This is a genomic window from Flavobacterium sp. HSC-61S13 (assembly GCF_024171535.1).
Classification (GTDB): Bacteria; Bacteroidota; Bacteroidia; order Flavobacteriales; family Flavobacteriaceae; genus Flavobacterium.
Genome location: NZ_JALJZV010000013.1, coordinates 1 through 12194 on the forward strand (window position 1 = coordinate 1; position 12194 = coordinate 12194).

Sequence of the window (12194 nt, forward strand, 5' to 3'; positions counted from 1 at the left end):
TTGTAGACAATGATTTATTGTTATCGTATAACCCTATAGGGGTGATATAATTGTAGATGATATATCGTTTTCGTAAAACCCCGTAGGGGTGACATAATTGTAGACAATGATTTATTGTTATCGTATAACCCTATAGGGGTGATATAATTGTAGATGATATATCGTTTTCGTAAAACCCCGTAGGGGTGACATGATTAAAGAATCCCGATTTTCGAACAACGACTCACGAACAACGATATTTATCTAATTACGTAGATCCATCCAGTAATTTTATCACCATTATCGACAAGCAGGGAATAGAAATATGTGGACGAAGGTAAGGCTGTGCCGCTGTTGGACTGTCCGTACCACTCTTGTTTGTAATTCTTCTTAGAATATACTAAGGTTCCATAACGGTTGTAAATTTTTATCTCAGCAATATTGAAGTGTTGTAAGTCTAGAAAATCATTGACGTTGTCGCCATTAGGAGAAATTCCTTTTGGTATATAGATTCTTTGCATATCATTATCGATGCATTCCAGACAGATCGGATTCGGGTCATGTACGTCGCTAGTTACATGAACTATGTTGGTCAAATTGCCTTTTCTCTCTGCAGGGATGTCTATTTTAGCTTTAATAGTTATGGTTTCGGATACTCGTAAGTAAGGCAGAATAATGTTTACTGGTCCAGTTCCTTCGTGTCCTCGGTCGCTACTCCAGTGCATGACTTCAATTTCACGGGGAAGTGGATCTGTTATTTTTACATTTAGGGCAGTGGTTGGACCTTTATTAATCACGATTATGGTGTATTCGGTTTGCGTTCCAGGGGTATAATAGATCTGGTTATTGGTCTTTTCAGCATTGAGATCTGCCAAACGTTTTATTTTTACGATGGTGGGATCGTCTTTTTCCGCTGTAGAGGGGTCGTCAGATACTTGTACAATGTTTCCGCTGTGAGTATCCGCATGGACTGTCGCTTGGTTTACGACCTGCCCTGAAATATAATCATCAAAGGTGACGGTATGTTGGGCGCTGATAACAACTTCTTCTCTTGGTGCTAAGACGTCTACAACTGCTGGTACAATACTACCTGGATCTGCATTGTCGTCGAGTATCTGGATATTTCTTAGAATACCGTTTCCTTTATTGCGAATACGGATTTCGTATTGTATTTGATCGCCAATGTCGATAAAGGTGTGTTCGAAAGCTGTTTTTGTAACTTGTAGATCACCAAGAGCGATTCGAATCTGTGCAGTGTTGTTGTCTAAATCTGGGTCAATATTATCTCCTGTTATATTAACAACATTGAGGTATTCACCTTCCGGTAGTATGCTTGCATGGATAGTTAGGCGTGCAGTAGAGTTCTTAGCTAGTAAGGGGATGTTCCATTGACTTGTTACGGGATTAAATGTACCTAGGGTTGCAGTGGCGTTTACAAAGGTATATCCCGAGGGTAGAAACTCGTTGATAATAACATTGGTATCGTCGTGTTGAGTACTGTGGTTGATGGCGGTAATGATAAAGGTAACAACGCCATTCTCTATTTTATCGATTTCTTTTGTGATCGCGAGATCACTACAAGGAGGGATTTCGACATACAATGGTGATGAGAAATTGGTTTCCCCGCAATCTCTTGTTCCCTTTACTGTGTAGTTCCCCGATAATAAGGCTTCATAGCTGTCGTTATTTGCTCCTGCTATGGGTTGCCCGTCTCGATACCATTGATATGGAGATAAGCCCGATGTAGTCTGTAATGTCGCTGAACAGGGATTTTGGTTGTCTATTTTAGTTGGCGGTTCTGGGCTGTCGCCATGAGAGGAGAAGAATCCTGACATAGAATAGCCATCACCTTGTTGAATCAAACAAGTAGTCATTCGAGCGGTTGAAGTTAGTAGAATGTTTTGAGGAGAATTAAGGCTTAAATTGGTAAAGTTCAACATGTAAAATCCGGTATTGCCAATGGGGATTCTACTGTTTCCAGTAACGGTCTCGAGATCTTGACCGTTAATGAATACTGGTGTTGTGGCATTTTCAACGATGGTATATCCGAAATAGGGTAAGTTGTTATTAAAGTAGTCAATGAATTTGGTAGTTTGAATATTGGTGGCTCCCGCGCAACCACCTATGGGTAATACGGTGGATATGTCGGTTTCACAAGCTACAGCTGTTCCAGAATATACAACTATGGGCTTGTTTGACGTTATAAGTGAAGAAGATAACATATTGGTAGCGTCGCCGTGATGTATTGAAGCAAAGCTACCCGCTGTAATCAAGTTATAATTGTTTTGATTGATTAGCACTCCTAGTGGACTGTAGTTTTTTACGGTAACCACAGTACTATCTTGTGCCGCGATAAAAGTGCTTTGTTCTGGATGGGTCGGTCCCGTTCCAGTGGCTCCATTGCCGCGTACAACCAGATATTGCTGGCCTAGTGCTGTAACTGGAGCGACTTGGTCGACCGTGCCATCTTCCCCGTTTCCACCACAAGCTTGTGGTGTGTCTCCATAACTCCCAACATTAGAAACAACCGGTTTATTAGCGACTAATAAAGATCCTGTTGGAGCATTAAATAGCATACTTTGTCCGGCATTTAATACAGTGAGTTGTGATCCGTTCAAATGGACGGTTGTATTGTCTTCAATGGCCATTACGGAATATACGGGGTTTTGCAAGTATAAACCGGTAAAGTTTGTTCGGTAATATCCCAAACGGAATTCTAATCCCATACCTTCATTTCCAAAACTGACCAAAGAAGCATTTCCTTTGATGGTGGTATTGTCTAGTCCATTGGCATCGGAAGCGATATTTCTGAGGTTAACCAAAACTGGCGCTGTAGCTTCAACAATAAGTCCGCGATCGCTATACGTCGTGTTCGTTAGGTTGCGTGGTAGTGCGCTACCAGACCCTGCAAAGCGATGGGATATCGGATTATTCGCAGTGACGGTAAGTGTAGTTAATGAGGTTTTATCGCTCTTATATAGTTTTACAGTGACTGGGCTTGGCGATAATGTTGAAAGTACAATTTCATTGGCTGTGCTCCAATACTGCCAGGGAGAAGGGGCTATGTGGTGTGCTACTGAATACTGTGAAAATGCAGTCTGTTGACTGAAGAAAAGACATAGTATCAATAAGATTTTTAAGAAGTATAGTTGTTTCATAATACGGTTTTTAAGGATATAGAAAATATTAGATATCCTTATAAAACGCAGAAATAAAAAATTATTATTCTAAAATAACATATTTAACATTGTTTTTCTTAGTTATTAAACGTTTTTAGTATTTTAAATTGAAGTGACACTGTTTTAATTAGAGCTGAGATCTTGTATTTGTTGGTAAATCAATTCTGATTCATAACCTTTGCGAAAGAGGAAATCCATTACCTTTTTTTTCTTACTCATCAGGTTGGAGTCTGTTGTAGATTCCCATTTTGACACGCTGATTCTTTCGAATGTGGATAAATACAATTCATCGGGAAGCTCCTGCATGGCTTTTTTAATGTTATAGGACGAAATTCCCCGGAATTTTAATTCGGAGAGAATTCGATTTTTTCCCCAAAAACTCATACGATGTTTGCCTCTTGCAAAACTACATGCAAAACGTTCTTCGTTGAGATAATTTTCTTGGATCAGATGTACGACAATCTCATCTCGATGATGTGGGGATATACCTAAATTATCGAGTTTATTAATGACTTCTGAATGGCAACGCTCTTGATAACTGCAATAATATTCAAGTTTTTTTTTAGCGTCTTCCGTAGAAATAAATAATTTTGATGTGTTTTTCAAATGACTTATTATTTTTGTTGTCTATTTTTAATGTCTATTACGGCCTTTTTGTTTTTATAATCAATCCATTTTTGGCCTCTCAGTCGTCTCATACAATTGTCATAATGACGCATGATAAAGATATTGTAAACCGCTTTAATGATATGCGTTGGTTTTCTGGGTAAAGAGCGTAAGCTCATTGAAAAACCAGGCGTTATATATTTCATATAGTGCCAATAGCCCTCGGGCATATAAAGCATTTCGCCGTGATTTAATTCGGTAATATATCCCTGTGCATTTCTAAGGGCCGGCCATTGTTCAAAATTGGGGTGATCAAAATCAATGTCTTCTCGAACTATTAGAGAGTGCGGTATTTTGTAAAGGTAAGGAGTTTGGTCGGGATCGAAAAGCATACACTGTTTTTTACCGTGAAAGTGAAAGTGTAATATATTAGAAAGATCAATATCATAATGCATAAAGACTTTTGAATTCTCACCTCCAAAAAATAACATCGGTAATTGTTTGACTAATTTAAGGCCTAATTGTGGCCAGCGGAAATCATTTTGGAGGGAGGGAACTTCCTTCATTAAATTATAAAGAAAGATTCGGTAGTTGGTCGGTTTTTGTTGCAATAAATCGATGTAGTCAGACATTTTCATTTGAGCATGAGCTTCATTGAACCCGTCCTTGTGGGTGACGGGTCTATCGTCATACAAAGGGACTGTTTTTTCTCCAGCGATACTCTTTATATAATTTAGGTGCCACTTTTCATTAGCAGACCAATCTTCAGTTAGTTTTTCTATGACTAAGGGTTTTTGCTTTTTTAAATAATTTTCAATAAAATCTTCTTTCGAAATTGTGGAAACACGATCAATCGGTTTTAGTTTTAAAGCATCCATATAAACAAAAAATTGAGGGTTCGATTGTTATAAAGCTTAAAATAGAGGTAGAATAATCAGTACTATTTATAAAACCTTGTAATAAATTTACTTAAAAATAATGAATTGATCATATATTTTCTTTTGTTGTTTAAAAAGGAGATTTTTAGTTCATCGGATTGTGTGTTTTTTTTTGGATAAGGATCGGGAATCTTAATGTTTTTTTCTTAGGTTGTTTGGATTTTGTATTGACAAGTTAATGTGACATAAAAAAGATAGCCCAAGATTTCTAATCTCGGGCTATCATCACCAGTCTTTAGATGGTGTTCAACAGGGTTTTACACTATAAAATTTACATGGAGAATTAATGACGCATGTGCTGAACTTTGCTTGGCTCGTTCTCGTATATTTCTGAAAGTAATTTTTTTAGTTCATGGGTGTCTTGCGGACCAAGTTGCTGCAAAGGTGTTCTTAGTTCTCCTCCTTGTTGTCCTAAGATATTTAGGCCTGTCTTAATTGCCCTTGGTAAACCTTTGTCTACTATGAATTTTAAAAGATCAAATTGTTTGTAAAACAGTTGTTGTGCTTTGCTTAATTCATTGTTTTGAATCGCCTCATAAAGTGCTATGTTCAAGTCTGGTATTAAATTGGGCGCAGCAGTACACCATCCTTGTGCACCTGCTGCAAAGGCGGCGAGGGCTAAGGGGTTTGATCCGTTGTAAAAGGCTACTTCTTCGCCTAGTGTCTTTCTAAGGAAATGCATCCTTTGGATATCGCCAGTGCTTTCTTTGATCATGGTGACATTTGGAATTCTGAGTAAACGCTGAAGTAAGGCAGGTGACATATCAATTCCACTCGTCGCGGGATTGTTGTAGGCCATAATCGGGATTGAAATTTTGGATGCAACGCGATCATAATGATCAAATATTTCATCATCGGTTAACTTCCAATAGCTCATAGGGATAATCATTACCGCTGTTGCTCCTGCTTTTTCGGCAAATTGCGCATGATAGATGGTTTTTTCAGTGGTCAGGTTAGAAACCCCAACCAAAGTAGGTACTCTATCGGCAACCTGATCGATGGTGGCTTCGGTAATCGATTCCTTTTCTTCATCTGATAGATAAGGTAAAACTCCAGTGCTTCCCAGTGGTGCAATGGCGTGAGTTCCACTTTCAACCAAGCGTTCAACCAAGGTTTTAAAGAGTTTAATGTTGACTCTTTCTTCTGTATCAAAAGGAGTAATTGGGTAAGCAATCACTCCTTTTAGAGGAGTATGTTTCATATTTGGAAAATGATTTGGATTTATAGATCTCTACCTTCTTCTTCTCGAAGTGCTACACCAAGATTTTGCAATTGTGGTGCATTTTCACAAGCGACGTACTTGGCAGGCTCACTGTCGCTCATATTTTGATGTCTATGCCATGCCCATGACGGTATATATACCGCGTCGCCAGCTTCCCATTCAATGCGTTGATCTTCGACCTCGGTCCAGCCTTTGCCTTCAATGACATAAAGAACCGTTTCGTAGGTATGTCTGTGGCGATTGGTCAGCTGGCCTGGTAGTAAGCCCCCAATGGTCATGCTAACGTTTTTGCTGGGTAGATCGACAAAAAATACCGGATGCTTGCGCTCTGTTGAGAATTGATTGTGTACGCCTGCATCCTCGACATTTTTATGGATTAAATGTGTGGGTTTTACAAAAACCGGTCTAGCAAAAGTTTGATGAAAATCTTTGGAGCTGAATGTAGTGGTCTCTTTTTGATCCACTTTTTTTTCTTTTAGTGTTTTCATAATATAAATGTATTTAGTGTTTGGTGCATTATTGCAAGACAAAAATAGCGTAACTTAGGACCAGTAAACTGATACAGATTTTATAAAAACAGCTAGTCCAGATGTTGAGACCGTGGAAATTAGAGATTAGAATAGATAAGCATTCGGATAAAGCGATTTATATGCAGATTGCCGATGCAATTATTGCTGACATACAAATTGGACGATTAGCTACAGGAAGTGTTTTGCCTGGAAGTAGAAGTATGGCTGAGTATTTAGGAGTTAATAGAAATACCGTTGTAGAGGCTTTACATGTTTTAATCAACGAAGGATGGTTGGTTACCAAAGAGCGAAAAGGCAGCTTTGTCAGCGATGTTTTGCCGGTTTTAAGCAAACAATCAATTGGATTGACTGGTGTAAAAGTACCAATAATCGAGAGAGAACATTATCAGGTTTCTTTTGATGATGGGCATCCAGACAGTCAAATAGCACCTGTAGCTGCTTTGGCTCGAGCGTATCGACAAATATTTAATCGAAAGAGTAAGTGGCAGATGATGGGGTATGCAAATGAATTTGGTGATGAGTCATTTCGAAAGGCTATAGCGAATATGTTAAACCATCAACGCGGCATGCAGGTCGACGAGCAGGAAATGTGTGTGACACGCGGTAGTCAAATGGCGATGTATCTGACCGCTCAATGCCTTTTGGGGTCAAATGATTATGTGATGATAGAGGATCCGGGATATAAGCCGGCTTGGAAAGCTTTTGAGAGTGCTGGAGCGACACTATTGCCGTTGCGTATAGATCAGGATGGTTTGTTGATAGAAGACGTTGTGCGCTACTTGGAAATCTATGATACCATCAAAGCTATTTATATCACGCCTCATCATCAATATCCGACTACGGTGCCTTTGAGTTTACAACGTCGTTTAGAGTTGATTCGGTTGTCCAATATGTATGGTTTCACGATAATTGAAGACGATTATGACAATGAGTTTCATTTTGGATATCGACCGATACTGCCTTTGTCTAGCTATAGGGAGTTGGAAAATTACGTATATATAGGAACGATGAGTAAGGTCGTTGCTCCAGCTTTGCGTATAGGCTATTTAGTTACTAAAAATGTGTCGTTAATCGAAAAAATAGGTGCGTTGCGAAAAATTATTGATGTTCAAGGGGATAGTATTATGGAGCAGGCCGTTTTGCAGTTGATTGAAGATGGTACGATAAAGCGGCATTTAAAAAAGGCGCAAGCTTATTATAAAGACAAACGAAATTTTACCAACGGCTTGCTGGAGAAATACTTGACAGAAAAAGTCGATTATCTGATTCCAGAGGGGGGTATGGCATTTTGGATCGTTCCGAAACGGGAAGTAAATTGGGCGGTTGTTGATAAGCAGTTGCGATCGAAGTCCGTTAAGATTATTTTACCCGACGCCTATAGTTTTGATCGACCGGTAAAAGGACTGCGATTGAGTTACGGCTCTTTGACAGAAGAACAACTTGAATTGGGTGTATTACGGCTTGCGGAGGTACTGTCATGAGGTTATATGTTATTTTGTGCTTGAGTTGTGAGAGTAGCGGCGGTAAACGTCGTAGTTAAAAAAAATAAGCCACTCGATAGGAGTGACTTATTTAATTCAGATTTTATATCGATTTTAAACCTCTAAAGCATCTGCGCGAGCGGCTTCCTCGTTTTCGGCCCATTGCTCTGTTTCGGGTTTAGAGTTTTTTAGGGTATTGAATCTTTCTAATTTTTCAACATCGCCTTCTTCTCCGCTAAAATAGGGGAATACATCCATAATCGGTGATTCAGATACCGCGGGTATGTTGTATTCACCCATGGTGTTTTTCATCACTACGATCGTATTGTCGTATGCTTCTTTTACATCGTTGGCTTGTACTAGTAGGGATAAGGTCGTTTTGCGTTCTTTACCGCTCTCTTCGTCGTAGGCCAATAGGGAAACTTTGGATTTAAACCAGCGATCAGCATTTTCAAAGGGATGTATTTCTGCATAATTGGCTATATTAATGGCTGTGATTTTAAATTCCTCACTAATATAGGCTGTCATTTCTTCATTAATTCTTTTTTCAGCTTCAGTATAGGATAAAGCATCTACTAAATACGGTTCAGTGACCACTTTTTGTTTGCCCGTATCATCTAATTTCCTGTATTTTACTTTGCATTCATACCATGTTGCGCTCATCTCTATTTTTTTTAAGACGCCAAAGATAGTTTTAAAAGGGAAGAGATTAGGCGGTTTTCCAATATAGATATCCACAATTTTAAAGGCGATTTTCAAAATGGTCTCGTTTTTCTATTGACGAATGCCTTGTTGATCTGTAATGATACTGTGGTCTACATCTTAAAACTCAACGGATCATTATGGTCAATGCGGTCGCTTTACTATTGGAATAATGATAAAATAACGTAAGCCTAAGTCGGATTTACGAGAAACCTATAGTCGGTTGATATAGCGATGTGGATTTGTTGTTTGAAATGATTTTGACAAAGAGGAAGTTGTGCTAAAAAAAAACAGGAAAATCGATATTTGCATATCTATTTTCCTGTCTAGTACCCGGAGTGGGAATCGAACCCACACTCCAAGGAACACGAGTTTGAGTCGTGCGCGTCTACCAATTCCGCCATCCGGGCCTCAGTGTTTCTCTGTATTGAGATTGCAAATTTAGACAAATATTTTTTAAAACAAATAAAAAATGTAAAAAAAATCACTTTCTAAAATATAATTTATAAATTTGCACCAGTACAAAAGGGACACGACAAACTAACTAACTACAAAACAACAAATTAAATGACACACCTCGAACCGGATGCAAAAATTTTTGCATGTTCACAAAGTGTACATCTTGCTGAGAAGATTGCAGAACATTACGGAGTAGCATTAGGTAAGGTTACTTTATCACATTATAGTGATGGGGAATTTCAACCTTCCTTTGAAGAATCGATTAGAGGAATGCGCGTTTTTTTGGTTTGCTCTACTTTTCCAACTTCAGATAATCTGATGGAATTGCTTTTGATGATTGATGCGGCTAAAAGAGCTTCAGCAAGACATATAACAGCAGTAATTCCTTATTTTGGATGGGCTAGACAAGACCGAAAAGACAAACCTAGAGTGCCGATTGGGGCAAAATTGGTAGCAAAATTATTGGAGTCCGCAGGAGCAACCCGTATTATGACTATGGACTTGCATGCTGATCAAATCCAAGGATTCTTTGAGAAACCGGTAGATCATTTGTTTGCATCGACTATTTTCCTTCCTTATGTGAAGAGTTTGAATTTAGAGAATTTGACGATCGCTTCTCCAGATATGGGAGGTTCCAAAAGAGCTTATGCGTATTCGAAGTTTTTAAATTCAGATGTAGTTATTTGTTACAAACAAAGAAAAGTGGCCAACGTCATAGATACGATGGAATTGATTGGCGAGGTTAAAGGGCGAAATGTGATTTTAGTCGATGATATGATTGACACAGGCGGTACTTTGGCTAAGGCAGCAGAGATGATGATGGAAAAAGGAGCTTTAAGTGTTAGAGCCATTTGTACACATGCTATTTTATCAGGTGGAGCGTACGAAAAAATAGAAAATTCTCAATTGGAGGAATTGATAGTAACCAACTCTATCCCATTGAAAAAACAAAGTCCAAAAATTAGAGTTATTGATTGTGCACCTTTGTTTGCAGATGTTATGCAAATGGTACAAAACAATAAATCGATTAGCGGCAAATTTATCGTTTAGGAATATTAATAATTAAATATAGTTCAATGAAATCAATTACAATTAAAGGATCAGAAAGAGAAAGCGTAGGTAAATCGGCAACGAAAGCGGTACGTAATGCTGGATTGGTTCCTTGCGTGTTATACGGAGGAGTTCAAGAAGCAGTTCATTTTACAGCAGAAGAAAAAGCATTCAAAGGCTTGGTTTACACTCCAAACGTACACACAGTTGTTATTGAATTGGAAGGTGGTAAATCTTTCAACGCAATTCTTCAAGACATCCAATTTCACCCAGTAAGCGGAAGCATCCTACATATGGATTTCTACCAATTGCATGAAGACAAAGAAATTACTATGGAAGTTCCAGTAAAACTTTTAGGTAATTCTAGAGGTGTTATGGCTGGTGGGGTTCTTAACCTTAACTTGCGTAAACTTAAAGTTAGAGCTTTGCCTGCAAATCTTCCTGATTTTGTTGAAGCAGAAATCACTAACTTAGAAATGGGTAACAAATTGTATGTAACGGATTTAGTTACAAGCAACTATAAAGTTTTGCATACAGATAATACTGTAGTAGCTCAGGTGAGAATTTCTCGTGCAGCAATGAAAGCAGCTCAAGAAGCAGCAAAAGCAGCAAAAACACCTGCAAAAGGAAAAAAATAATTCTATTCGTAGAATTTTTGATCAAGCACCAGTTTTACTGGTGCTTTTTTTTTGATGTAATTCCTTGTGGTGTAAATCGGTTTCGTCTATTTTTGTAGACATTGGAAAATTGTCCTATTTGTAATTCAAAGTAAAATGAAGAAGTTCCTTATCGTAGGTCTGGGCAATATCGGGCCGGAATATGTGAATACCAGACACAATATTGGTTTTAAAGTAGTTGATTTTATAGCACAAGAAGCAGGCGTTTCATTTGAAACCGTAAAACTTGGCGCTCTTGCTGAAGTCAAGATTAAAGGTAGAACGCTTTTGTTGTTAAAGCCCAACACTTATATGAATCTCAGTGGTAAAGCAGTCGCTTATTGGATGGAGAAAGAAAACATCCCTGTCGAAAATTTATTGGTGATTACCGATGATTTGAATTTACCTTTTGGTGCCTTGCGTATCAAAGCAAAGGGATCCGATGGAGGACATAATGGACTAAAGAGTATACAGGCTACCTTAGAATCTGCGAATTACTCGCGTTTTCGTTTTGGAATCAGTGATGAATTTAAGAAAGGACAGCAGGTTGATTATGTTTTGGGCAATTGGGATGAAGAGGAAAAGAAAGTGCTGCCAGAGCGTTTAAAAACAGCTTGTGAGGCTGTGAAGTCGTTTGCCTTAGCCGGATTAAACAATACGATGAATGAATTTAATGGTAAATAATAAAATATAAACCGGATCGCGCCGTTACTGTTGTGTTGACTAATGCGAATAATCTCAGTAAATAACGTGTTTGGTTGAAAAATAAATCTATTTCTTATATGAAAAAAATACTTATAGTGCCCTTGGTAATGTTGTTGATCTCTTGCACAACAGTGAAACGGACTTTAAAAGAAGACCAAGCCGAAGCAGCTTCAAATAAGTTTAAAATCACTTCCTATTGTCCAATAGAAGGGGATTGTAAGGTCAGTAGAATACCAAATGTGTCTTTGGTAGTTAAAAAGGATGTCGACGGAGGTGTTGCTGGTGGAATGTATTATGAATTGGTTGAAAATGCCGGTACAGAAGTTGTCATTTATACCTATGAAAAGGCAACAGACGACGTATTGCTAGATGGTTTTTACAGAGAGGAGATCATCTTTGAAATTCCTTCTGAATCCCAACGATTGATTTTAGAAAACCGCGTGCTTCAAGATGTAAAAATGCTTTTCGGGCGTTTTTGCTATTGTAAAGGCCAAGCGGGATACTTTCAAGTAAAACAGGGTAAATTGGATTTGAGAAGAACAGATAAAAAGATAAAAGCAGCTTTGACTTTTAAAGTACTTGAGGTGCCACAATTAATCAATACCGTTTCGTTTACAGTCGAATAATACTCAGGTATGTCAATATAAAAAGGGGAAATTAAAAGCTAAATACTTTTAATTTCCCCTT

Annotated in this window: 11 protein-coding genes and 1 tRNA gene; 5 read left to right on the plus strand and 7 right to left on the minus strand. The window is 38.3% G+C overall.

The annotated features are described in order from the left end of the window. Positions 1-239: 239 nt before the first annotated feature. From L1275_RS12155 to L1275_RS12175, 5 genes are all read right to left on the minus strand, one after another. The gene (locus tag L1275_RS12155; RefSeq protein WP_253473527.1) at positions 240-3137 is read right to left on the minus strand and encodes a gliding motility-associated C-terminal domain-containing protein; all 2898 of its coding nucleotides are present in this window, start codon (positions 3135-3137) and stop codon (positions 240-242) included. Between the two features lie 144 nt (positions 3138-3281). Continuing rightward, positions 3282-3764 (minus strand): regulatory protein RecX, encoded by a 483-nt coding sequence (locus L1275_RS12160; protein WP_253473530.1) that lies wholly within the window; start codon positions 3762-3764, stop codon positions 3282-3284. Between the two features lie 8 nt (positions 3765-3772). After that, positions 3773-4642: a cupin-like domain-containing protein gene (locus tag L1275_RS12165; RefSeq protein WP_253473533.1), complete on the minus strand. Its 870-nt coding sequence runs from the start codon at positions 4640-4642 to the stop codon at positions 3773-3775. 343 nt (positions 4643-4985) lie between these two features. Beyond that, entirely contained in the window at positions 4986-5903 is a 918-nt protein-coding gene (locus L1275_RS12170) for a dihydrodipicolinate synthase family protein (protein WP_253473536.1), read from the minus strand. Between the two features lie 20 nt (positions 5904-5923). Next, positions 5924-6412 (minus strand): cupin domain-containing protein, encoded by a 489-nt coding sequence (locus L1275_RS12175; RefSeq protein WP_253473539.1) that lies wholly within the window; start codon positions 6410-6412, stop codon positions 5924-5926. A 101-nt stretch (positions 6413-6513) separates the two neighbouring features. On the opposite strand from L1275_RS12175, the gene L1275_RS12180 reads away from it, so the two are divergent. Then, a complete protein-coding gene (locus L1275_RS12180; RefSeq protein ID WP_253473542.1) occupies positions 6514-7935 on the plus strand; it encodes a PLP-dependent aminotransferase family protein in 1422 nt (473 codons plus the stop codon). Between the two features lie 114 nt (positions 7936-8049). Here the strand turns inward: L1275_RS12180 and L1275_RS12185 are convergent, their stop codons facing one another. Together L1275_RS12185 and L1275_RS12190 are read right to left on the minus strand one after the other, a co-directional pair. After that, on the minus strand, positions 8050-8598 hold the full coding sequence (locus L1275_RS12185) for a DUF4494 domain-containing protein (protein ID WP_253473544.1): 549 nt from the start codon (positions 8596-8598) through the stop codon (positions 8050-8052). Positions 8599-8967: 369 nt separating this feature from the next. Beyond that, positions 8968-9047 (minus strand) — tRNA-Leu (locus L1275_RS12190). Between the two features lie 157 nt (positions 9048-9204). Between L1275_RS12190 and L1275_RS12195 the strand changes: the two genes are divergently transcribed. The 4 genes from L1275_RS12195 to L1275_RS12210 all read left to right on the plus strand — a co-directional run bounded on the left by L1275_RS12195 (position 9205) and on the right by L1275_RS12210 (position 12133). Then, a complete protein-coding gene (locus L1275_RS12195) occupies positions 9205-10146 on the plus strand; it encodes a ribose-phosphate pyrophosphokinase (RefSeq protein ID WP_219294889.1) in 942 nt (313 codons plus the stop codon). A 26-nt stretch (positions 10147-10172) separates the two neighbouring features. Continuing rightward, entirely contained in the window at positions 10173-10784 is a 612-nt protein-coding gene (locus tag L1275_RS12200) for a 50S ribosomal protein L25/general stress protein Ctc (RefSeq protein WP_253473547.1), read from the plus strand. Positions 10785-10919: 135 nt separating this feature from the next. Then, positions 10920-11486 (plus strand): aminoacyl-tRNA hydrolase, encoded by a 567-nt coding sequence (gene pth, locus L1275_RS12205; protein ID WP_253473550.1) that lies wholly within the window; start codon positions 10920-10922, stop codon positions 11484-11486. Positions 11487-11584: 98 nt separating this feature from the next. Continuing rightward, positions 11585-12133: a hypothetical protein gene (locus tag L1275_RS12210; RefSeq protein WP_253473553.1), complete on the plus strand. Its 549-nt coding sequence runs from the start codon at positions 11585-11587 to the stop codon at positions 12131-12133. Positions 12134-12194 lie beyond the last annotated feature (61 nt).